Below are 24,087 nucleotides of genomic sequence, written 5' to 3'. Positions count from 1 at the left end.
GCGCGCGTGTAGGTTGCGCGCCATGCGTTCGTCCCTACCCGTTTTTGCGCTCCTCACGCTGGCCGCCTGTGCGTCTTCCCCAGAGCCCACGGTCCCGACGCCCGCGGAGCCGGCCCCGTCGTCCACGCCCACCGCCTCGGCCGCGCCCGCGCCCGAGGCCCCGGCCCCGCAGGCGGTCGCGAGCGAGCGGCTCGCCGCGGATACACCGAAGACCACGGTGGCTGGAAACACGTTCATCGCGCCGAGCGGCTGGAAGATGACCGTGAAGGGGCAGGCCACGATCCTCGAAGCCCCCGAGGCGGGCTCCCGGATCGCGCTCGTCGACGTGCAGGCCAAGGACGCGGACGCCGCCGTCGCGCTCGCGTGGGCCGCTTATGGCGCCGAGGTGAAATGGCCGCTGAGGCCGACGATCGACGCCCCCGACAAGGACGGCTGGACCCGCGTTCGCATTTACGACTACCAGACCTCGCCCAACGAGAAGCGCGGCGTCAGCGCGATGACCCGGTTCGCGAACGACACGTGGACCGTCGTGATCTACGACATGGATGACGCCGTCGGCGAGAAGCGCGGCGCGCAGGTCTCGCAGATTTATGGGCGCCTCTTGCCCAAGGGAAAGGCGCGCGAGTCGTTCGCGGGCAAAACCGCGAATACGCTCGATGCGGCGCGTATCGCCGCGCTCGGGAAGTTCGTCGAGACCGCGCAGCAAAAGCTCGGCGTGCCGGGCGTCTCGGTCGGCCTCATCCAGGGGGGCAAGGTGGTGTTCGCCGGCGGGTTCGGCGTACGCGAGATCGGCAAGAAGCCGGCCGTGGACGCGGACACGAAGTACATCATCGCGTCGAACACGAAAGCGATGACGACGCTGATGCTCGCGAAGCTCGTCGAGGAAAAGAAGCTCACGTGGGAGACCGCGGCGACGGGGCTCTTGCCTTCGTTCAAGCTCGGGGATCAGGACACGACGAGCCGCGTGCTCGTGAAGCATTTGATCTGCGCTTGCACGGGGCTGCCGCGGCAGGATCTCGAATGGATCTTCCAGTTCCAGGGCCTGACGCCCGACGGCGCGCTCGCCACGCTCGGGACGATGCAGCCGACCAGCAAATTCGGCGAGCTCTTCCAGTATTCGAATCCGCTGGCCGCCGCGGCGGGGTTCATCGGCGGGCACGTGGCGTTCCCGAAGCTCGAGCTCGGCAAGGCCTACGACGAGGCGATGCGCACGCGCGTGTTCGAGCCGCTCGGCATGAAGGGGGCCACGCTCGATTTCAAGCGCGCGCAGACGGGCAATTACGCGGTGCCGCACGCGCCGGACCTGGACGACAAACCGGCGCGGGCCATCGCCGCGGTGAACGACGCCGTCATCCCGGTGCGCCCCGCGGGTGGCGCCTGGGCCACGGTGAACGACGTGCTCAAGTACGTTCAGATGGAGCTCGCCGAGGGCAAGCTGCCGGACGGAAAACAGTACATTGAAAAAGACGTCCTCCTCGCGCGCCGCGCGCCCCAGGTCTCCATCAGTCCGGACGCGACCTACGGCATGGGCCTGATGGTCGACAAGAAATGGGGCGTGACCGTGGTGCATCACGGCGGCGACATGATCGGGTTCCACAGCGACATGATGTGGCTGCCCGAGTACGGGGTCGGCGCCGTGGTGCTGACGAACGGCGACCCGGGCTGGTACATTCGTTCGGTCTTCCAGCGCAAGCTGCTCGAAGTGCTCTTCGACGGTCGCCCCGAGGCGGACACGGAGATCGCGACGATGGGCAAGATGTACTTCGAGCACAGGGCCACCGAGCGCAAGCTGCTCACGTCGCCAGCCGACGCCGCGGCGTCCGCGAAGCTCGCGGCCCATTACACGAACGCAGCGCTCGGCGACATCAAGGTGTCCCGCGCGGGCGCCGCGACGGTCTTCGATTTCGGCGAGTGGAAGAGCGAGGTCGCCTCGAAGAAGAACCCGGACGGGACGATCTCGTTCGTCACGACGGTGCCGGGCATGAACGGGATGGACTTCGTGGTCGGCAGCGGCGAAAAGCGGACGCTGACCATCCGCGACGCCCAGCACGAGTACGTGTTCAACGAGAAGTGACGCGCGCGAGGCGCGTGGCGTGCGCGACGCCTCGCTTGAGGCTTCCGAACGTGAGAATCCCGCCGAGATCGATCCCCAAGGCAATCAGCGTCTGGGCCACCTCCTGACGCACGCCCGTCAGCCACGCCTGCATCCCGAGCAGGCGTAACGCGGAGGCCGTGCGAATCAGCGCGGACGCCGCCGCCTCGTCGACCGTCTTCATCCCCGTGATATCCATGATCACCACCCGGGCCCCGCTCCCGGACGCACCGGACAGGACCGTGTCCATGACCCGCTCGGCGCGCCGCGCATCCATCGCGCCGATGAGCGGCATGACGAGGATGTCGTCCGTGATGGGAATCAGGGGGGTGGAGAGCTCGACGAGGAGGTCGGTCTGCACGCGGATGATTTCCGCTTGAAGCGCTGTGCGTTCCTGCTCGGCGCGTTCTCGCTCGGAGAACTCGCGCGTGAGCTGCGTGTTGGCCTCGAGCAAATCGTGGGTTCGCTCGGCGACCTCCGCTTCGAGCCGCTCATTCGATTGCCGGAGCGCCTGGCTCGCCTCCTGGAGGCGCCCGACGAGGAGCGCATTCTCCAGCGCGGTCGCGGCCTGCGCGCAGAGCAGGTCCAGAAACTCGACCCGATCGGCGCTGAAGGCGTCGCGGACGAGCCCATTCTCCAGGGAAAGCAAGCCGACGAGGCGGCGCCGGTGCACGAGCGGGAGGCATACCATCGACAGGAGCCCGCGGCCGCGCAACGAGCCGTCCTTCACGAAGCGCGGATCGGCCGAGGCGTCGCCGAGCACGACGACCTCCCGCGTGCGCGCCGCATATCGGATCACCGAGATCGGCAGGTCGGTGCAAGCATCCATCGGGCCACGATCGCCTACCGTGACGACATCGGGCCCGAGGGTGATCGTCGCCTCGATCCGCAGCACGCCTTCCCGGTCGAGGATCAGGGCCCCTCGCGTGGCGCCTGCATTGCTGAGCACGATGCGCATGAGCTGCTCGATGACTTTGGGCAGCTCCATCTCGCCGGCGAGGGCCTGCCCGAGGCGCAAGACCGTGGCCATGTCGACCATTCCGCCCACGCCCCGGCCCGCGGAGGTGCTCGTGCTGGCCGAGGCGTGTGTCGCCGGTACACGCGCGAGGCCGTGGGCGACGATGTGCGGGTGCTCCTTCGTGAGGAGCTCGGCCTTGTGCGCCGCGCCCCAGCGAACGTACGCGGCGTGCGCCTCGCGTAGGTACACGGGCGCGAGGAGCTGCCTGCCGCGCGCGAGGAGCGCTCGGCCGGCGAGCTCGTTCGCGAGCGCCTCGTACGGCGTGAATCCGTGGGTCCGCGCGGAGAGGATCGCCCGATCGTAAAGGTCGTCCGCTTCGAGGTGCCTCCCTGCGACGCGCGCCGCCTCTGCGCGCACGAGGAGATGTTTGTGCTCGTAGTTCTCCGGGCCGAATTCGGCATACCGCGCGAGTTTGGCGAGGGTCGTGTCGATCCGCGTCTGGTCCCGCCGCGCGGCCTCCACGTCCCCGGCGGGGCCACGCGCGAGCAGGGCGAGCGCCTCGTACAGGTAAAACGTCGGCTCGATGGGCAGGGTCGGCACGGCGTCGAGGACGTCGCGCGCGCGGTCGGCCGAGGCCACCGCCTCCTCGTAGTGCCCGACCGTGTAATGCAGCATCAGCAACGTGATGTGGTAGAAGGCGATGCCTGTGCGGAAGCCGGCGCGCGTGAAGGTCGCGAGGATGGAGTCCCCGCAGAATCGATCGTCGTCGAGGGGCCGATCCGGGAGCCAGGGGCGCGTGAGGGTCCGGGCAAACTGCTGCGTGATCTGAATGGCGAGCAGGATGAGCTCGTTGCGGCTCCGCTTCGCGAAGGCGGCGAAGCGATCGGAAAACTTTATGACGTCGTCGAGCGCATCCCCCCGCTCCAGGGCGAGCCACGTCACCGCGTGGGCAATGAAGCCCGCGTTGACGAACTCCCCGACGGCGAGGCAAGCGTCGAACGCGCGCTCGACGATGGGGAAACAGGTGCGGTAATGGTTGACCCAGAAATGGATGTGGTTGCCGTGCACGTGCAGCACGCGGCCGCGCGACGCGGCATCGTCGAAGCGCTCGTTCAACGCCATCGCCATCTCGGAGGCCGCGACGGCGGTCGGGATCTGGTCCCATGTGACGAGGAGGACGGCGTAGCAACTATACGAATAGCTGGACGCGGGTGAATTCCCGTGGTGGAGCGAATGGCGGACGGCCCGCATGACGCTGAGCGGAAACACCGCGGGGCGGCCGATGTACGAGCAGGACAGGAGCTCGTTCAGGATGCACATCACCGCGATCTGCTCGGGATCGGCCATCACCGGCGCGTCGAGGAGCGCCTCGATGGGCCTCTCGCCGAGGAGCGCCTGGACCTCCTGCATCTCGCGCGTCGTCGCCGCCTGCAGGGCTTCGTCGGTCTCGGGCATCTCGAGGCCGAAGCGTCGCAACGCGCGAAAGCCGACATCAACGGCCTCGGCGTACTTGCCCGCGACCTGGTAGAGCTGAAGCTTCAGGGCGAACACGTTCGCCAGATCGGCCTTGGACCGGGCCCGCTCCACGAGGCGCTCGAACGAGGCCTCGGCGCGATCGAAGTTGCCGCAGAGGGAATCACACGCCGCGAGCTCCTTGTGCAGGGCGAACGTGAGCGCGTAGAGGTCTTGCCAGGACGATTCCGGGAGCAGGGTCGTCCCGATGCGGAAATGGTAGGCCGCCGCCTCGTACGCATTCGACGCCTTGGCTTTGCGGCCGACGTCGAGGTTCCGCTCGGCGAGCGAGATCCTCTCGGCAGGGTCCTGCATCTGCGCTTCGCCTCGATTGAGGTGGAAGGCGATCTCGAAGTGGGCCCGATCCGGCGCGCCAGGATCCATTCCCGCGAGGAGGAGCCGCCCGATGCGCAGGTGCGTCGCGGCCCGGTCGGCCTCGTCTATCGTGGCATACGCGGCCTGCTGCACGCGGTTGTGCAGGAAGCGGTACCGATCTGCCTCCTCCGGCACCACGAGCCCCTCGCGGATCGCGGGCAAGAGCGCATCGGCGGTCCGGTCGGGCGATAACTCGTCGATCGTGGAGAGGGTTTGCAGCGTGAAGTTGTGCCCGATGCACGCGGCGAGGCGGAGGACGTGCTGCGTTTCGCCTTCGAGCAGCGCGAGGTTTCCGACGATCAGATCCACGACGTTGTCGGTGACCTCGCGCGCCTCGATGGCCTCGATGTCCCAGCGCCAGGCGCTCTGCTCGGCGTCGTAGCGAATCTGCCGACCTTCGTGCAATGCGTGCAGGAACTGGCCCACGAAAAATGGGTTTCCTTGGGTCTTCGCCTGGACGGCCATGGCGAGCGGCCTTGCGCGGAGCGGTTCCACGGCGAGCGCATCGCCGAGCAAATGCGCGACCTCCTCGACGCCGAGCGAGCCGAGCCCGATCTCACGCACCACGACGCCGTCGTCCCGCAGCGCGGTGAGGGTCGTCGTCAAGGGATGCGCCGCGTCCACCTCGTTGTCGCGGTAGGCGCCGAGGATCAAGAGGCCGGGGCAATCCCGATCGGCGAGCAGGACCCAAAGGAGCTTGAGGGTGCCCGCGTCGGCCCACTGGAGATCGTCGAAGAAAAGGACGAGCGGCCGCTCCGGGCTCGTGAAGACCTGCACGAAGCGCTCGAGCACGAGGCGCATGCGGTTTTGCGACTCGGTCGGCCCGAGGGCCGGGAGCGCGGGCTGCGGGCCCAGGATCGTCGCGAGCTCCGGGACGAGATCCACGAGGACCCGCCCATTGCCGGCGAGCGTCTGCGAGAGCCGCGCCTGAAAGGACGCGAGCTCGGCGGCGCTCTCCCCGAGGAGCTGCTGCGAGAGCTCGCGGAACGCGTGAATGACGGGGCCGTACGGGACGCCTCGGCTCAGGAGATCAAATTTGCCGGCGAGGAAACGCGCGCCGTCGCGAGGGAGGCTGCGGCGAAAATCCTGGATGAGCGCCGATTTGCCGACGCCGGAGGGGCCCACGAGGAGGACGAGCTCCGCCGGCCCGACGCGCGCCCGCTCGAATGCGTCGCGCAAGCTTCTTTCTTCGTCCGCGCGGCCATAAAGCCTCTCCGGGAGGTGCAGCTCGGCGGCGCTGTCGTGGCGGCCGAGCGGAAACACCTCGACGGTGCCCGTGGCTTCGAGCTGGCGAAGGCACGCGGCGAGGTCGAGCTCGACGCCACGAGCGGTCTGGTATCGATCCTCCGGCGCCTTGGCGAGGAGCTTCATGACCAGCGCGGAGACGACCGCGGGGATACGCCCGTCGACCTCCCGCGGCGCGATGGGGACACGGGCGATGTGGCTATGCACGAGCTCGACGGGGTCGGTGGTCGTGAACGGCAGCGCCGCGGTGAGCATGTGGTAGAGGGTGACGCCGAATGCATACAGGTCGGCGCGGTGATCCACCGGCCGATTCATGCGGCCCGTCTGCTCGGGCGCGAGATAAGCGAGCGTCCCCGCCAGACCTTCCACGCCGAGGCGCTCGGGCGCCTCCGACATTCGCATGGCCAGGCCGAAATCGAGGAGGTGAAGGCTCCCCGTCTCCGGTTGATGAAGGATGTTTTGCGGCTTCACGTCGCGGTGGACGATCCCGCGCTGGTGGACGCTCCCGAGAATGCCCGCGATGCCGTGGGCGATCGTGAGCGCCGTCGTCACGTCGAGGCGCCGCGCGCGGAGGAGCGCAGCGAGCGTCTCACCCGGGAGCGCCTCCAGCACCAGCGCGACGCCGCGCTCGGAGGGCTCGAGCGCCAGGGCCTTCACGACACCTGGCGCGTCGAGGGTCTTCAGGATCGCGTATTCGTGCCGGAGCCGCTCGATGTCCCGCGGGGAGACGTCTCCGCGCGGGAGCTTGATGACGACGGGGGTGAGGTCGTCATCCCGCTCCCCACGATAAAGGACGGTGTTCGAGCCTTCGTGGATCGCAGCTCCGACGATACGGTAGGCCATAATGTGTCAACAGACCACGTTCGCTCGGTAGCTGCCAAGCCCAATCTTGCCCACCTCCCGTGCAGTTACGCACGGATGCCCATGACAATCCCCCCCGAGGGGGGTGGTGTCCGTCTCACTTGAGGATGACGCGGCCCATCGCGAAGCGGAAGAAACTCGAATATGCGGCCGCGTCGAGGCAGGTGGAGACGTTCACCGACGCGTTGTTCTTGTCGGTGCAGCTCGCCACGATCTTCTGCGCATTCACGGTCAGCTTGTAAGGCGCGCCGTCGCCGCCGACGGGCGCGGCCGGATCGGCCTCGTCCGGCTGCGTCGCGTTGATGGCTACAATCGGGAACCCAAAGGGGTTGATCGAGCAGCCGGTCACGAGCACGTCGAGGAGCGAATTCGACGCGCTGTAGCCCTGCGTGCACGCCAGCGGGCCGCCGGGGAGGAACTCCGACGGAATGGGGGCTTGCGAGAGCGACCTCGCGGTGATGTTGCCGCAGAGCAGACCGGAGAACGTCGCGTCTTTTTGTCCCAGGCTCGCGAAGCTCTGCAACGCGGGGTTCAGGTGCTCGGAGGCGAGGTGGCCGGGGGGCGTTCCATTCGAGACGAGCGGCACCGAGCCAGCATTGACGGAGACGCGGAACTTGGCGCTCGACAGACGGAGGAGCGTCGCGTTGCCCGGGAAGAAATTGAGCGGGAGGGTCATCGAGCCCGGCCCCGCCTGCAAGAAGCCGCCGGTGATGGTGGCGGTGAGCTTGTCGAGCGGATTCCGGGACGCGTCGAGGGTCGCCGTGTTCGTGTTGTACCACCAATCGAGATCATTCGCGCCGCTGTAGCCCGCGCCCGCCACGGGCGTGCCGCGCACGACGCCGACCTCGACCGACGGATCATCGACGCCGACGAGGCTCGCGAGGCCGAACATCTTGACGAGGAAGCCCGTCGTCCCGGTGCCGATGCCCTGATCGATGTTGGTCTGGAGCTGGCTTCCGGCCACGCCCGCCGTGATCGCTTTGCCGAGCTGGTTCACCGTCCCGCAGAAGGTGTCGGTGCCGAACTGCATGACCAGGTAGTTCGATCGCAGATCCTGCTCGAACTTGCAGGTCCCGTCGCAGCCGTCGAGGTTGACCTGGTTCCCGTCGTCGCAATCCTCGCCGACCTCCCGGATGGCGTTGCCGCACGTGGCCAAGGGGACGGTCTTGCACATCGCGTCGCAAAGGACGGTATTCGGCGGCTCGCATTGCTCGCCCATCGTGGGGTCGACGCAGCCGTCGCCGCAGGTGGACGCCTTGCAGGCGCCGGAGGCGCAGACGCCCGAGGCGCACGCCGTGCAATCGAGGACCTGCACGCCCGGCATGCACTTCTGCCCGACGTTCGCGCCGTTCATCACGGTCGTGCACGTCTCGACGCCGTTGCACGTCTCGGCGTCGGGGCAGGAGTCCGGCCCCGTGGTGCACGAGAACGTGCAGTTCGTCTCGCACCCCGCATTCGGGCCGTTCGCCGCGCCGAAATCACATTGCTCCCCGTTCTGGACGACGCCGTCGCCGCAGACGGCGGCCACGCAGACGCCGTCCTTGCAGGTCGCGTTCAGGCCACACGAGGTGCCGTTCTGCGCGGAATCAGCGAGGGTGACGCAGGTATGGTTCGCGATGCACGCGCTTTGCTGGCAAGGCGGCGCCGCGGGGCAATCGGCCGCAGGGTCGACGCACGAGAACGTGCAATCCTGATCGCAGCCGTCGCCGTCGACGAGGTTGCCGTCGTCGCACTGCTCCGGGGGGTTTACGACGCCATCGACGACGCAAGCAGGAGAGCCGCCCGAGCCGCCCGCGCCGCCCATGCCCCCTGCCCCACCCGCGCCGCCCATGCCGCCGGCGCCGCCCACGCCGCCCATTCCTCCAGTGCCGCCCATTCCTCCGGTGCCGCCCATTCCTCCGGTGCCGCCCATTCCTCCGGTGCCGCCCATTCCTCCGGTGCCACCGCCGATGCCTCCGCCACCGCCGATGCCGCCGTCGCCACCGGTACCGCCGATGCCACCGGTGCCGCCCATGCCGCCGACGCCGCCGGTGCCGGAGCCCGAACCGGAGCTCGTGCTCGTGTTCGGGTTGTTGCTGGAGCCGTCGCCGCAACCGACGAGGAGGAGACCACCGAGAGAAATGCCGACGAAGATACGCTTCATGAGGCGCATCCTACGCGGATACCTCACCACGAGGCGGAAAAAAATGGCCCGCCTGCCGCCCGCGCCTTTCGCCTCAGCCGAAGTGATAAGCCGACAAACGTTTCCCCCATACCGCGCCATTGTACGCCGTCGTGCCCCGATCGGCGCCCGCCGCGCCGGCGATGACCATCAGCGGCAAGAGGTGCTCCTCCCGCGGGTGCGCGAGGCGCGCGGACGGCGCGCTCGACCACGCGGCGAGCCGTGCATCCCGCTCCTCCGTGGCAAGCGCCATCGTCTCGCGTAACCAGGCGTCGAACGCCTCCGAGACCCCGCCGGCGCCCGGATCCCGGAAGCCCCGCATGTTGTGATACGTCATGCCGCTGCCGAGGAGGAACACGCCCTCGTCCCGCAGCGGCGCGAGCGCGCGGCCCATCGCGAGGTGCTCGGCCGGGTCGAGGCCGAGCTTGAGCGAGAGCTGGAGCGTCGGCACGTCCGCGTCCGGATACGTGAGCATGAGCGGCACGAACGTGCCGTGATCGAAGCCGCGCTTCGCGTTTTCCGCCGTCGGAAACCCCGCTGCGCCGAGGAGCTCACGCACGCGCGCCGCGAGCGCCGGGGCGCCGGGCGCCGGCCATTGCAGCGTGTACGACGCGGGCGGGAAGCCGTAGTAATCGTAGAACATGGGCGGTCGCTCGGCCGTCATCACCGTCGGCACCGGCTCCTCCCAGTGCGCCGAGATCACGAGCAACGCCTTCGGCGGCGCCGCCGGCAGCGCGCGGATCGAGCGCAGGTACCCCGCGAGCTCGTCGTGCTCCGCCTTGCCCATCCCGACGTCGACGAACGGCCACGGACCCCCGCCGTGCGGCAGGAACACCACCGGCAAACGCCCTGCCACCGAAGGCTTCTGGGGCTCGTCCGCCGAAGGCGCGGCGGCGCCGCCCAAGGCGCCCGGGAGCGCCGCGATCGTCGCCGCTCCGGCGATACCCGCGACGATCGCCTGGCGGCGCGTGAGGCCCTCTTCTCGTTCGTGGCTCATCGACTCATCTCCTCGCATGGGACCGAGGAAGGATGCACCCCTGCCCTCGTTCGCACCAGAGCACGCGGGAGAGACACACTGTTCTCCTGCGGGCACCAATCGACGCGGGAGCGCTACGTTTTCTCGACGATCTCGGCCCCGAGCCACCCGAGCGCGGTGGTGAGGGACGTGGTTCGATGGCGCTCCCGATGCCACGAAAACAAGAGGACGAGGGCCTTTCCAGAGACCTCGCCGCTCCTGTCGGCCGCGCGGACGAGCGAGCGTACCCGCTCCACCTCGTCCTCCGGGCAACGGACGGTCAACCCCTCGATCTGGACGAGCACATGCAATGTTCCACTCCCGAGCCAATGCAAGCGGAGCATGACGAAGGCCATGGGCCCCGCACGCGGCGCAGGGCCGGGGGCTCACGTGGCGCTCGTCGCGCGCCTTTCAACGGTGGAAACCGCAGCCGTTGGGCTCAGGTCGAGCCCTGCGACGGGCGCGGCGGGGCTCGGGCTGGATGCGGCGTGCGGCGCTCGAGAAAACAGCCCGCTTCTTCCCGGCGATGGGCGAGCGCTTGGGCGCGCTCCTCCGCGTGGAGGCGCCTCCCTTCGATGCGGGTGGACGTCCATGGCAGCGCGCCGGTGGGAGGGTCGATCGCGGGAGCGTTTGCTTCCGAGGTGCGGGAGCGGGTCGACAACAGGGACGATTGCGAAGGGAGATCCCCCCACTCTTGCACCGCGCCTGGCGGCGGATGTCGATGCAACCCGCTCGACGCCAAAGGCGCGGCCTCGAAGCGACGCCCGCCCGAGGACACGAACCGCGCCGCCTGCGGCACGGCCCTGCGCCCGCTGTGCATCCCCCGCGTGAGGGCCGCGGCAAAGCAGCCTCCCTCGACGCCGAAGAAGACGCCGAGGAGCACGAGGACCGAGAGCACGGTGACCACGACGCCCGCGCGCGTTCTCCCCCACCGCCTCGCGCGGCCGGCATCCACGATCCCCGAGGGAAGAGAAGGGGCGCCGATCATGGGTCCTCCCAGGTTCTAACGGCGGGCCGCGCCCGAACTCAAGGACAAAGCGCGCGACGCGGAGGTTTTTCTGAGGGAACATTTCGGTGGAGGCTGCAGCGCGCATCGCCCCCGCGGGGCGCGCCTCCGGCTTCCGCCTCCGCACCCGTTTCGTGTATGGGTTCGCCATGAGCGAAACGGCCTCGCGCGACGGCTACCCGCACTTCCTGGTCATTCCGACGCGGTGGATGGACAACGACATCTACGGCCACGTCAACAACGTCGTTTATTACTCGTATTTCGACACCGTCATCAATCGCTGGCTCATCAGCGAAGGCGGGCTCGACATCGAGCGGGGCGACGTGATCGGCGTCGCCGCGGAGTCGCATTGTCGGTACCTGCGCGGCGTGTCGTTCCCGACGGACATCGACGCGGGGCTGCGCGTGGGCAAGCTCGGCCGCTCCAGCGTGCGGTACGAGATCGGGCTTTTCCCGCGCGGCGAGGCGCTCGTGGCCGCAGAGGGATATTTCGTCCACGTCTTCGTGGATCGGGTGAACCGCAAGCCGACGCCGATCCCCGCTCGGATCCGCGCCGCGCTCGAGCGGATCGTCGTGCCCCCGAGCGCTGTCGGATGACCTCCAAAGGTCTTGCGTTCGTCCCGCCCGTCCCGCATCCTTCGCGCTCGTTCGGGATCCTTCCCGGTAGGAGGTGCTCGAAGAAAAAGATGCGCAAGCGTCGCCTCGCGGTCACGCTTCTCCTTCTGCTCCCGCTTCTCGCGCTCGTAGCCCCCGGAAGGGCGCTCGCCGAGGAGCCCGCGACAGCGCCCGCGACGGCGAGGAACGCCATCGCCGAGGCGCGCGCCCGCGGGGAGCTCCGCTGGGGGAACGATTCACAAGGCGGCGCGCCGTACGTCTTTCAGGATCCGATGGATCCAAACCACCTCATCGGCTTCGAGGTGGATTTCGCCGCCGCGCTCGCGAAGAAGCTCGGCGTGCGCGCGAGGCCCGTGCAAGGAGCGTGGGACGGGCTGCTCGCGCTGCTCGATCGCGGCGATTTCGACGTGGTCATCAACGGCATCGAGGTCGCCGAGGAGAAGAAGCGCGTCGCCGAGCTGTCGCGCCCCTATTACGTCGCCGCCATGCGGCTCACCGTGCGCAAGGGCGACACAGGCGCGCCGCGCACGCTCGGAGCGCTCCGCGGCCGCAAGGTCGGCACCTTGCCCGGCTCCCTCGCCGCGCGGCTCTCGGAGCGCGAAGGCGCCGAGGTGAAGACGTACGACGGCGGGCAAAACGACATCTACGACGACCTGCGCATCGGGCGCACCGACGCGGTGCTGCTCGACGATCCCATCACGCTTTATTACGGGGCGATCGATCCCGCGCTGGAGGTCGTCGACGGCTCGTTCGGCGAGGTCTCGTATGCGGTGGGCGTCCCGAAGGGCGACACAGAGACGCTCGCCGCGGTGAACGGGGCAATCGAGGCGCTCGCGAAGGAGGGCACGCTCTCCGCGCTGTATGCGCGCTGGGGCCTCTGGAACGAGCCAACGGAAAAAATGCTCGGCGGGCCGAAGCCCCCGTCCACGGTCGTCGCCGAGGCGCACGACGCGTGGCGCGCCGCCGTCGGAAAACCCCTGCCCTTCTGGTCGCGCGTGAAGGAGCGGTACCCGGCCACGCTCGGCCTGTTCGCGCGGGGCGCGCTGCTCTCACTCGTGGTCTCGCTGCTCGCGATGACCGTGGCCGTCACGCTCGGCATGACGCTCGCGCTCGCGCGGGTCTACGGGCCGAAGCCACTCCAATGGCTCGCCGTGGGCTACATCGAGCTCTTCCGCGGCACGCCGCTGCTCGTGCAGCTCACGATGGTGTACTTCGGCCTGCCGGAGCTCGGCGTGACGCTTTCGCCGTTCGTCGCAGGCGTGATCGCGCTCGGGCTGAACTACGCCGCGGCCGAGGCGGAGAACTACCGGGCGGGGCTCGGGAGCGTGCCGGCGGGGCAGATGGACGCGGCGCGGACGCTCGGCCTTTCGAAGCTCGCGTCGCTCCGCCACGTGGCGCTGCCGCAGGCGATCCGCGTGGCCTTGCCGCCGACGACGAACGATTTCATCGCGCTGCTCAAGGACAGCTCGCTCATCTCGGTCGTCACGTTGACCGAGCTCACGAAGACGTACACGAGCCTCGCCAGCGCCATGCGGGATCACCTGGGCCTCGGCCTCGTGGTGGCGCTGTTTTACCTTGGCTTGAGCCTCCCGTTCGCGCGCCTGTCGCGCAGCGTGGAGGAGCGGCTCGGTTCGAAGGTCCGGCGGCCGGCTTCTGCTTAACGGAGGAAACGATGTCGATCTGCGTCACCGATCTGGTCAAGCGACATCCCGGCGCCGCGGCGCCCGCGCTCGCGGGGCTCTGCATGAAGGTGCCGACGGGCAAGATCGCCAGCGTCCTCGGCCGCAGCGGCGCCGGAAAAACCACGCTGCTGCGCTGTTTGTCGGGGCTCGATCCTTTCGACGGCGGGACGATCGACGTCGGAGGCGTGACGTTCGGCGCGGGCGCGAAGCACGGCTCCTTCGGCGGGAGGATCGGGCTCGTCTTCCAGACGTTCGAGCTCTTCCCGCACCTCTCGGTGCTCGACAACTGCACGCTCGCGCCGCGGGTCGTGCGCGGCGAGGCGCGATCCCGCGCGGAGGCGCGGGTCAAGGAGCTGCTCGCGGAGCTCGGCATCGAGGACAAGGCGAAGGCGTACCCGGAGGCGCTCTCCGGGGGGCAGAAGCAACGCGTGGCGATCGTCCGCGCCCTCGCCATGGAGCCCTCGGTGTTGCTCTACGACGAGCCCACGAGCGCGCTCGATCCGGCGCTGAAGCACGAGGTCGGCCGGACGCTGCGGCGCGTGGCCGACACGGGCGTCACGCAGATCGTCGTGACGCACGATCTGCCCGTGGCGCGCGAGGCCTCGGATCTCGTCTTCGTGCTCGACAAGGGGCGTGTGGCGGCCTTCGGCCCGCCGGCCGAGGTGATCGCCGAAGCCGCGTGAAGCGACCGGATCCTTGACAAGGGGAGTCACCTCGTTTCCCCTCGTTTCGGGGATCCATGAGTCTCTTTCCCGGCTACGAGATCACGACGAAGCTGCACGAGACCACGCGGACGCTCGTGTACCGGGGACGCCGCACGCACGACGGGCTGCCCGTGGTGCTGAAGGTGCTGCGTCTGGATCGGCCGAGGCCCGAGGAGCTCGCGCGATTCCGCCGCGAATACGAGATCACGAGCGGCCTCAAGCTCGACGGCGTCATTCGCACGCACGAGCTCCTGCGCCACGACGGCCGCCTCGCGATCGTGCTCGAGGATTTCGGGGCCGATCCGCTCAGCGCGTTCCGGGTCCGCGCGCGGCTGCCGATCGCGGAGCTCTTGCCGATCATGGCCGAGCTCGCCCGCATCCTCGGCGAGGTCCACGGGCGCAACATCATCCACAAGGACGTGAACCCGTCCAACATCGTCATCCACCCCGAGACCCGCGAGATCAAGCTCATCGACTTCGGCATCGCGACGGCGCTCTCGCGCGAGAGCGCGCCGATGCGGGATCTCAACGTGCTCGAAGGCACGCTGCGTTACGTGTCCCCGGAGCAGACCGGCCGGACGAACCGCGCCGTCGATCACCGCGCGGACCTCTATTCGCTCGGCATCACGTTCTACGAGCTGCTCACGGGCCACGTGCCGTTCGAGTCCTCCGACGTCGTGGAGCTCGTGCACCAGCACATCGCGCGCGAGCCCGTGCCCCCGCACGAGCGCGCCCCGGAGATCCCCGCCGCCGTCTCCGACATCACGCGCAAGCTCCTCGCGAAGTCCCCGGAGGATCGATACCAGACGGCCTTCGGGCTCGCGGCCGATCTCGAAGCGTGCGTCGCGGCGCTCGAAGAGGGCCGCCCGATCGAGAAATTCCCCCTCGGTCGCCGGGACGTACCGGACAAACTCCAGATCCCGCAGAAGCTCTACGGCCGCGAGGCGGAGATCGGAAAGCTGCTCTCCACGTTCGACCGCGTGAGCGAGGGCAAGGCCGAGATGGTCCTCGTCGCCGGCTACTCGGGCGTCGGCAAGAGCGCCCTCGTCAACGAGGTGCACGAGCCCATCCTCGCCAAGCGCGGCTACTTCGTCTCTGGCAAGTTCGATCAGCTCAACCGCGACGTCCCCTACAGCTCGCTGATCCAGGCCTTCCGCGACCTCGTCCGGCAGTTCCTCACCGAGAGCGAGGGGCACCTCGCGCTCTGGCAGAAGCGGCTCTCGGCCGCGCTTGGTTCGAACGGACAGGTGATCCTCGACGTCCTCCCCGAGGTCGAGCTCATCGTCGGCGCCCAGCCGCCGATCTCGCCGCTGCCCGCGAACGAAGCGCAGAACCGCTTCCATTTCGTGTTCCAGAGCTTCGTCCGCGCCCTGACGGCCGGCGGGCATCCGCTCGTCATCTTCCTCGACGATCTGCAGTGGGCCGACGCGCCGTCCCTCAAGCTCCTGCACCTGCTCGTGACCGATCCCGACATGAAGCACCTGCTCGTGATCGGCGCGTACCGCGACAACGAGGTCGGCTCCGGGCATCCGCTCCGTTTGACGCTGGAGGCGCTGGAGAAGGCCGGCGCGCCCGTGACCGAGCTCTCGCTCTCGCCGCTCTCGATCGAGCACGTCGAGCAGCTCGTCGACGACGCGGTGCGCAGCGGCGAGGGCACGCTCTCGCTCGCGGAGATCGCGCTCGAAAAGACGGGCGGAAACCCCTTCTTCCTCGGCCAGTTCCTGCGCTCGCTCGCCGACGAGCGGCTGCTCCGCTTCGATCCGTCGGCCGCGCAGTGGCGGTGGGATCTCGGGGAGATCCGGCGCCGCGACATGACCGACAACGTGGTCGAGCTCATGGCGGCGAAGATCCAGCGGCTCCCCGAGCGGGCCCAGCGCGTGCTCGAGCTCGCGGCCTGCATCGGCGCGCGCTTCGAACTCGCGACGCTCGCGAAGGTGCACGATCACCCGCTGATCGAGACGGCAACGGGGCTCTGGGACGCGCTGCGCGAGGGGCTCGTCGTGCCCATCGGCGACGCCTACCAGCTCGCCGAGCCCGCAGTGCTGGAGAGCACGGACGCGATCCCCGACGCGCACTACAAGTTCCTGCACGACCGCGTGCAGCAGGCCGCCTACTCGCTCATCGCGGAGCACCGGCGCGCCGAGATCCACCTGCAGATCGGCCGCCTCCTGCTCGAACGCACACCGCCCGAGAAGCTCGACGAACGCCTCTTCGACGTCATCAGCCAGCTCGATCAAGGCAGCGAGCGCATCGAGAGCCCCGAGGAGCGCGCCGAGGTCGCGCGGCTGAACCTCATCGCCGGGAAGAAGGCCAAAGCTTCGGCCGCGTACGAACCCGCGCTGCATTACCTCGACGCCGGCATCCGCCTCCTGCCGCCGGGGAGTTTTTTGGAGCGGTACGAGCTCGCGTTCGAGCTCTACATCGAGGCGACGGGCGCCGCGTACCTGAACGGCGATTTCGAGCGCGCGCAGCGCCTCTCGCAGAGCGCCCTGGAGCACGCGCGGACGGCGCTCGACAAGGTGCGGATCCACGAGCTCCGGATGCTCTTCCACACCGCGCGTATCGAGTTCGACGCGACGATCCGCGTGGGCCTCCAGGCGCTCGAGCTGCTCGGCGCGCCGCTGCCCGAGGACATCGACACGAACGGGATGCTCGCGAGGTACGCCGAGACGGCGGCGCTCATCGGCGACAGGCCCGTGGAGTCGCTCGCGTATCTGCCCGACATGGCGGATCCGACCCAGGCCGCGCGGCTCCGGCTGCTCGTGACGCTCACGGCCCCGGTCTACATCGGCAAGCCCATGCTCTTCGTGCCCGTCGTCTGCGAGATGGTCAAGCTCTGCGTCGAGCACGGGCACTCGCCGCTCTCGCCGTTCGCCTTCGCCGAGTACGGCGTCGTGCGCAGCGCCTTCGGGGATCCGGACGCCGGCAACGTCTACGGCGACCTCGCGATCCGCCTCATGAATCGCTTCGACGCGCGGGCCCTCAGGGCGAAGGTCTACACGCTCGTCGGCAGCTTCATCAAGATCTGGAAGGAGCACCTGCGTGTCTCCTTCGACTTCCTGCGCGAGGCCGTCACGACGGGCCTCGACGTCGGGGATCACGAGTTCGTCGGGTACTCGGCGGCCATCCACGCCGCGGCGATCTTTTACGCGGGCGAGCCGCTCGACGTCGTGGTCGCGGACGTGGCCCAGCACATCGACGTGCTGGCGCGCGTCAAGCAGGAGCACGGCCTCTCCTTCGCGCGCATCGTCCGGCAGACCGTGCTGAACCTCATGGGCAAGTCGAAGGACCCGATCCTGCTCGTGGGCGAGAGCCTCGACGAGCGGACGGCGATCCGACACTTCCTCGAGGTGAAGAGCGAGAACGCGCTCGGCCTCCTGCACATCTCGAAGTGCATGCTCGCGTATCTCTTCGGGGACACGGTGCTCGCGATCGAGGCCGCCAACGCGGCGAAGCCCTACCTGAACGCGCTCACGGGGCACATGACGGCGGGGCAGCTCCCGCTCTACCACTCGCTCGCGCTCCTGCGGGCCGCGCGCGTGGCGAGGCCCGAGAAGCGCGCCGCGCTGCTCGCCCAGGTCGACGAGAACCAGGCGCTCGTGAAGCGCTGGGCCGATCAGGCGCCGGCGAACTACCTGCACAAGTACGAGCTCGTCGAAGCGGTGCGCGCGTGGCTGCTCGGCCGCGCGGCCGAGGCGATGGACCTCTTCGAGCGAGCGATCAAAGGCGCCGCGAAGAACGGGTTCGTGCAAGAGGAGGCGCTCGCCTACGAGCTCGCGGCGGAGCATTACCTGGAGCTCGGGCGCACGAAGATCGCCGCGACGTACATGGGCGAGGCGCGCTACGGCTACGTGCGCTGGGGCGCGTCGGCCAAGGTCGCGGCGCTGAACAAAGAGCACGCGGAGCTGCTCGGCTCGGCGGCCCCCCCGCCGCCGAGCACGGCCCAAGGTCCCGCCACGGTGAACCTCGGCGTCGAGTCCACGACGGGGAGCGGCGGCGAGTCGATCGATCTCGCGACCGTGATGAAGGCCGCCCGCGCGATCTCCGGCGAGATCGTCCTCGAACGGCTGAGCTCCACGCTCATGCGGATCCTCCTGGAGAACGCAGGCGCGCAGCGAGGTTTTTTGATCCTGGAGCGCGAGGGTCAGCACGTCGTCGCGGTCGAGCACACGATCGATCAGGTCGACGTCATCACGCACGACGCGACGCCGCTCGACCAGGAGAAGCGCCTCTCGGCCGCGATCGTGAAGTACGTGAGCCGCACGCGCGAGAGCGTCGTGCTCCGTGACGCGGCGCGTGAAGGCCGCTTCACCGCCGATCCGTACATCGCATCGGCGCGACCGAAATCCGTGCTCTGCGCGCCGCTCCTCGATCGCGGCGCCGTGACGGCCATCATCTACCTCGAAAACAACCTCATCGCGGGCGCGTTCACCGCGTCGAGGCTCGATGTCCTGCGCCTCCTGCTCTCGCAGGCCGCGCTCTCGCTCCACAACGCGCGGCTCTTCGCCGACCTCGAAAAGACCTCCACGCGCCTGCGCGCCTCGAACGATCTGCTCGAAGAGTACAGCCGCACGCTCGAGCAGAAGGTCGACGAGCGGACGCGGGAGCTCTCCGTGAAGAACGCCGAGCTCGGATCGACGCTCGAACAGCTCCGCGACACGCAGCAGCAGCTCGTGATGCAGGAGAAGCTCGCGAGCCTCGGCGCGCTGACGGCCGGCATCGCGCACGAGATGAAGAACCCGCTGAACTTCATCATCAACTTCGCCGAGCTCTCCTCCGGGCTCGTCACGGAGCTCGACGAGGGGCTCACGCAGCTCGACGGCGCGGCGACGCCGGACACGATCGAGGAGATCCAGGAGACGCTCTCCCTCCTGGGCCAAAACGTCGCGAAGATCGGCGAGCACGGCGTGCGGGCGAACCACATCGTGAACGGGATGCTCCTGCATTCGCGCGCGGGAGGCGGAAAACACGAGCCGGCCGATCTGAACGCCGCCCTCGCCGAGGGGCTCGATCTCGCCTACCACGGCTATCGCGGCAAGCTGCCGGGGTTCCACCTGAAGATCGAGAACGACTGCGACGCCTCGATCGGCCTGGTGGAGATCGCAGTCCAGGACATGGTCCGCGTATTCATCAACGTGATCAACAACGCCTGCTACGCAATGCAGGAGAAGCAACGAACGGCCGGCCCCGGCTACGCGCCCACGCTCGGGATCCGTACACGCGGCGACGGCAGCCTGGTCGAGGTGCGCATCCGGGACAACGGGACGGGCATCCAGGACGAGATCCTCGGAAAAGTCTTCAATCCCTTCTTCACGACGAAACCGCCCGGCGAGGGCACCGGGCTCGGGCTGTCGATCTGCTACGACACCGTGGTCCAGGGGCACCGCGGGTCGATGCAGGTGCACACCGCGCAGGGAGAGTACACCGAGTTCGTCATAACGCTGCCCAGACGCCAGAAGCAGCCGGGCGGCACGGCCGGGCCCGCATCCTCGGGCGGCGCCGACTCACGAAAAACAATAAGCTCACGCTAGGGAAGGTTTTGCGGACGGCCCGCGAGCACGTCCAAAAAACGTAGTGGGATCACTCATCTCGTGCCGTTCGTCCTTGAAGAAGGGACAGACCTGCTGCATTGTCCATAACGGACATGCACGTTCCCGGACGCCCCATTCGGGTGGCAATCATCGGAGGCGGATGCGCATCGATGGCGGCCGCCTTCGAGCTGACGCGGCCCGAGCATCGCGGCCTCTACGACGTCACGATCTACCAGATGGGCTTCCGGCTCGGCGGCAAAGGCGCCTCGGGCCGCGGGCCGTCGGGCCGCATCGAGGAGCACGGGCTGCACCTCTGGATGGGGTTTTACGAGAATGCGTTCCGCCTCATGCGCTCGTGTTATGGCGAGCTCGGGCGCAATCCGCGCGCTTGCCCCATCGCGACGTTCGAGGACGCGTTCGCGCCCGCGCCCGTCGTCGGCGTGACCGATCGCCTGCCGAGCGGCGCCTGGGAGCCCTGGGTCGCCCATTTCCCGCCCGGCAAGGGCAGGCCCGGCGATCCGCTGGAGGAGCGCAACCCCTTCAGCGTCGCGGGATACCTGGAGAAGGCGCTCGCGCTCGTCCCCGAGCTCTTGCGTTCGGCGAACGCGGGGCGCGCCGCGCCCGGCTGGCCTGCCTCCGAGGGCGCGCGCCGCGCCGGGGCGTCGCCGGGCGACGTGCTCGGGATGATCGAGCGGATCCTGCGGTACGGGCAGCTCGCCACGACGGCGGCGGTGTTCGAGGCCGTGGACCTCCTGCGCACGGCGTTGCAATCGCTCTTCGCCCTGTCGCCGCGGGACAGCGTGCAGGCCACGCTCCTGCGGCTCCTCGACGCGATCGGCGCGGTCGTGCGGCGGGAGCTCGACGCGATCGTCGGCGGGGACATGGGCCTGCGGCGCGTGTGGGAGGTCGTCGAGCTCATCCTCTGCATCGTGAGGGGCTCGCTCCGGTACGGGCTCGCGTTCCACCCGGACGGGTTCGACGCGATCAACGAGTACGAATGGTCGGATTGGCTCCGCCGAAATGGCGCGTCCGAGCACTCGCTCGACTCCGGGTTCGTCCGCGCGCTCTACGACCTCGCGTTCGCGTACGAGGAGGGCGACATACGGCGCCCGGCCCTCGCGGCCGGTGTCGCGCTTCGTGGCGCGCTCCGGATGTTCTTCACGTACCGCGGATCGCTGTTTTTCCGCATGCAGGCCGGCATGGGCGACATCGTGTTCGCCCCGATGTACGAGGTCTTGAAAAAGCGGGGCGCGCATTTCGAGTTTTTCCACCGCCTGCGCAACGTAAAGCTCTCGCCACCCGAGGCCGGGCCGGCGCACGTCACGGCGCTCGAATTCGACGTGCAGGCCGAGATCGTGAGCGGCGGCGAGTACGCGCCGCTCGTCGACATAAAGGGGCTGCCCTGCTGGCCCTCGAAGGCCGACCCCCGGCAGCTCGTGGACGGCGAGCGCCTGGAGCGCGAGGGGTGGGCGTTCGAATCGCACTGGGAGACACGCCGCGCGGGTGAAAAGACGGTCCGCGTGGGCGACGACTTCGATTTCGTCGTGCTCGGCGCGAGCATCGGCGCCATTCCGCACGTCGCCCCCGAGCTCGTCGAGCGGGCGCCGTCGTGGCGCGCGATGGTGCAGAACGTGAAGAGCGTCGCGACGCAGGCCTTCCAGGTGTGGCTCCGGGCGGACGCGCGGGAGCTCGGCTGGAACCGGCCCGCGCCGGTGAACCTGTCGGGGTTCGTCGAGCCGTTCGACACGTGGGCGGACATGACGCACCTCGAGCGCGTGGAGAGCTTCGAGGAGCCGGTCCGGTCCATCGCGTATTTTTGCAGCGTCTTGCCGGACGTCGCGCCCGAGGGCCCGGATCTGCCGGGCATCGCGCGCGCCTACGTGCGCGACAACATCGTGCGTTTCCTCGATTGGGACGTGGGCTGGCTCTGGCCCGCGGCCGTCCGCAGGCCGGGCGAATTTCGCTGGGATCTGCTCGTCGACCCCGAGGAGGCGCGATCCGGCGCGCCGCGGAGCACGGGCGCTGCGCGGTTCGACTCGCAGTTCTGGACGGCCAACGTGAATCCTTCGGATCGGTACGTCCTCTCGATGCCCGGGAGCATCAAGTACCGCATTTCGCCGCTCGACATGACCTTCGACAACCTGACCATCGCTGGCGACTGGACGCGCACCGGGCTCGATACGGGCTGCGTCGAGTCGGCCGTGATGTCGGGGCTGCTCGCCGCGCACGCCATCAGCCATCACCCTCCCCTCGACGAAATCATCGGATACGATCACCCATGAGCCAATGGAATCCGCATGATCGCCCTCCCCCCCACGACGCGCCCGTGCAGGACCGGCTGCGGCGTGATCCTCCCGCGCGCACGCAGCCCATTCGGGACGTGCCCTTGATGTTCCGCTCCCCGCCGGAGCGCCGCCCCGAGCCCATCCCGGGGCCGAATGGCTATTCGGCGCCGAACGGCCGGCCCTCGCTCGAAACGGGCGTGTCCACGGCGTATCGCGTGTACGACGAATACATGCGACGCGGCAGGGACGCGGCGCGTGGGTTCGGCGGATCGTGGACCGAGGCCGGGCCGCTGTCCTATGGCGACATGGCGCGCAGGGCGATGCGGTACTGGTCGGACGCGGTTGGCATGATGTTCGATTTCGCCGGGCCCATGGGCTTCGCGCCCCAGGGACGCGCGCCGCAATCGCCGTATGGGCAGCCCTACGGCGGTTATGATCCGCGCGCGGCCTATACGCCGCAAAACCGATACGAGCCGCCGCCGCCGTATGGGAGGCCCGAGCCCCCGCCCCCGTACGGCCGATACGAGCCGCCGACGCGCGAGCGATACGAGCCGCCGACGCATGGCGCCTATACGCCGCCGCCGCCTCCACGCGAGCGCTACGAACCGCCGCCGTTCGAAGGGCCCCGCGCCCCGCCGTGGGCCAGCCGCGGGCCGGGTCCCGCAGCGCCCGCGCCTCCCCCGCGCCCGCCGCTGGAGCCTTCGGGGCGAGAGCCGGGCATTGCATTGCGCTTCGACGTGCACCTCGGCCGCGCCGCGGAGGTGCGCCTCCACCTCGGGCCCGGCGCCGCCGGAAAACACCTCGTCGCCCCGGCGCTCGGCGCGCTCGACGTGGAGGGCGCGCCGCCGCTCGAAGGGGTTCGATTGTCGAACGACGGCGCCATCGGGATCACGCTGCAAATCCCGCCCGAGCAGCCCGCCGGCTCCTACAGCGGCGTCGTGATCGACGAGGCGAGCCGCTCCCCCGTCGGTCGCGTGACTGTCACCTTGAAGGCCTGACGAGGGCCGAGGATTCCATGCTCGCCGAGATCGTCCCCGCCGTTTTGCAAGAATACGGGGCGGCCGCGCGCTCGCGGCTCTTTCAATACATCCCGGCGCGCGAGCCGCGGCGCTGGCTCTACGACCTCGTGGCGGATTATCCGCAGCGCGGCGGCCGCGGCTTCCGGCCGAGCCTCTGCATTGCCACGGCCCGCGCCTTCGGCTGCCCGCCCGAGGACGCCCTCGACACGGCCGCGTCCATCGAGCTGCTCCACAACGCCATGCTCGTCCACGACGACATCGAGGACGAGAGCGAGCGCCGCCGCGGCAAACCCACGCTGCACGCGACGCACGGCGTCCCGATCGCCATCAACGTCGGCGACATGCTCGGGCTCCTGGGCCTCCGCCCGCTGCTCGTGAACTTCCGGACCCTCGGCCCGCGCCTCGCGCTGCGTATCCTCGAAGAAACCGAACGGATGGCCTCGGAGTCGGCCGAGGGGCAGGCCATGGAGCTCGGCTGGCGCCACGAGAATTCGACGCGCGTGCGCGAATCCGATTACCTCGAAATGGTCCTCAAAAAGACGTGCTGGCTCGGGATGATCCACCCGATCCGCGTCGGCGCGATGATCGCCACGTTCGACTCGGTCGATCCCGACTCGTTCATCCGGTTCGGCTTTTTCCTCGGCGCGGCCTTCCAGATCCAGGACGATCTCTTGAACCTGACCGGCGACGAGAACGATTACGGCAAGGAGCTCGGCGGCGACATCCACGAGGGCAAACGGACGATGATGCTGATCCGCCTCTTCGAGGCGGGGACGGAGGAGGAACGCGCGCGCCTCGGCCGCCTGCTCGCGCTGCCGCGGGCCGAGCGCACCCGCGAGGAGATCACCTGGGTGCGCGAGCGGATGGATCATTACGGGTGCATCGAGTACGCGCGTGAGGTCGCGCAAGGGCTCGCGGGCGCGGCCTCGCACGAGTTTTCCCTCCTGTTCGGCGCGCTGCCGGACTCCAAGGACAAACAATTCATCGAGGCCCTCCCCCGCTGGGTCATCGAGCGGGCTTGACGGGC

At 69.0% G+C, this 24,087-nt stretch carries 13 protein-coding genes; 8 read left to right on the top strand and 5 right to left on the bottom strand.

Translation table 11 applies throughout. The annotated features are described in order from the left end of the window. The first annotated feature begins 22 nt into the window (after window positions 1-22). Window positions 23-2,074 (top strand): serine hydrolase domain-containing protein, encoded by a 2,052-nt coding sequence (locus tag POL67_RS23880; RefSeq protein WP_271920855.1) that lies wholly within the window; start codon window positions 23-25, stop codon window positions 2,072-2,074. On the opposite strand, the gene POL67_RS23875 is transcribed toward POL67_RS23880, so the two are convergent. The 5 genes from POL67_RS23875 to POL67_RS23855 form a co-directional block, all read right to left on the bottom strand. Further along, on the bottom strand, window positions 2,061-7,025 hold the full coding sequence (locus POL67_RS23875; RefSeq protein WP_271920852.1) for an AAA family ATPase: 4,965 nt from the start codon (window positions 7,023-7,025) through the stop codon (window positions 2,061-2,063). The genes POL67_RS23880 and POL67_RS23875 overlap by 14 nt on opposite strands. A gap of 115 nt (window positions 7,026-7,140) precedes the next feature. After that, the gene (locus tag POL67_RS23870; RefSeq protein ID WP_271920850.1) at window positions 7,141-9,186 is read right to left on the bottom strand and encodes a DUF4215 domain-containing protein; all 2,046 of its coding nucleotides are present in this window, start codon (window positions 9,184-9,186) and stop codon (window positions 7,141-7,143) included. A gap of 73 nt (window positions 9,187-9,259) precedes the next feature. Beyond that, window positions 9,260-10,201, bottom strand: a complete 942-nt coding sequence (locus POL67_RS23865; RefSeq protein ID WP_271920848.1) for a DODA-type extradiol aromatic ring-opening family dioxygenase — start codon at window positions 10,199-10,201, stop codon at window positions 9,260-9,262. 113 nt (window positions 10,202-10,314) lie between these two features. After that, entirely contained in the window at window positions 10,315-10,575 is a 261-nt protein-coding gene (locus tag POL67_RS23860; protein WP_271920846.1) for a hypothetical protein, read from the bottom strand. Between the two features lie 83 nt (window positions 10,576-10,658). Beyond that, a complete protein-coding gene (locus POL67_RS23855) occupies window positions 10,659-11,207 on the bottom strand; it encodes a hypothetical protein (RefSeq protein ID WP_271920844.1) in 549 nt (182 codons plus the stop codon). A 167-nt stretch (window positions 11,208-11,374) separates the two neighbouring features. On the opposite strand from POL67_RS23855, the gene POL67_RS23850 reads away from it, so the two are divergent. The 7 genes from POL67_RS23850 (at window position 11,375) to POL67_RS23820 (ending at window position 24,082) form a co-directional block, all read left to right on the top strand. Beyond that, window positions 11,375-11,821: an acyl-CoA thioesterase gene (locus POL67_RS23850; protein ID WP_271920842.1), complete on the top strand. Its 447-nt coding sequence runs from the start codon at window positions 11,375-11,377 to the stop codon at window positions 11,819-11,821. Between the two features lie 89 nt (window positions 11,822-11,910). Next, complete coding sequence (locus POL67_RS23845) at window positions 11,911-13,500, top strand: ABC transporter substrate-binding protein/permease (RefSeq protein ID WP_271920840.1); 1,590 nt, start codon at window positions 11,911-11,913, stop codon at window positions 13,498-13,500. Between the two features lie 11 nt (window positions 13,501-13,511). After that, entirely contained in the window at window positions 13,512-14,204 is a 693-nt protein-coding gene (locus tag POL67_RS23840; protein ID WP_271920838.1) for an amino acid ABC transporter ATP-binding protein, read from the top strand. A gap of 56 nt (window positions 14,205-14,260) precedes the next feature. Further along, entirely contained in the window at window positions 14,261-19,756 is a 5,496-nt protein-coding gene (locus POL67_RS23835; RefSeq protein WP_271920837.1) for a trifunctional serine/threonine-protein kinase/ATP-binding protein/sensor histidine kinase, read from the top strand. Between the two features lie 113 nt (window positions 19,757-19,869). Continuing rightward, entirely contained in the window at window positions 19,870-22,038 is a 2,169-nt protein-coding gene (locus POL67_RS23830) for an FAD-dependent oxidoreductase (RefSeq protein ID WP_271920835.1), read from the top strand. Continuing rightward, window positions 22,035-23,039, top strand: a complete 1,005-nt coding sequence (locus POL67_RS23825) for a hypothetical protein (protein ID WP_271920833.1) — start codon at window positions 22,035-22,037, stop codon at window positions 23,037-23,039. Before POL67_RS23830 ends, POL67_RS23825 begins: the two co-directional genes overlap by 4 nt. A 17-nt stretch (window positions 23,040-23,056) precedes the next feature. Beyond that, window positions 23,057-24,082 (top strand): polyprenyl synthetase family protein, encoded by a 1,026-nt coding sequence (locus POL67_RS23820; RefSeq protein WP_271920831.1) that lies wholly within the window; start codon window positions 23,057-23,059, stop codon window positions 24,080-24,082. Window positions 24,083-24,087: the final 5 nt, after the last annotated feature.

Source organism: Polyangium mundeleinium (assembly GCF_028369105.1).
Taxonomy (GTDB): domain Bacteria; phylum Myxococcota_A; class Polyangia; order Polyangiales; family Polyangiaceae; genus Polyangium; species Polyangium mundeleinium.
This window is presented reverse-complemented; position numbering and strand designations above follow the sequence as displayed.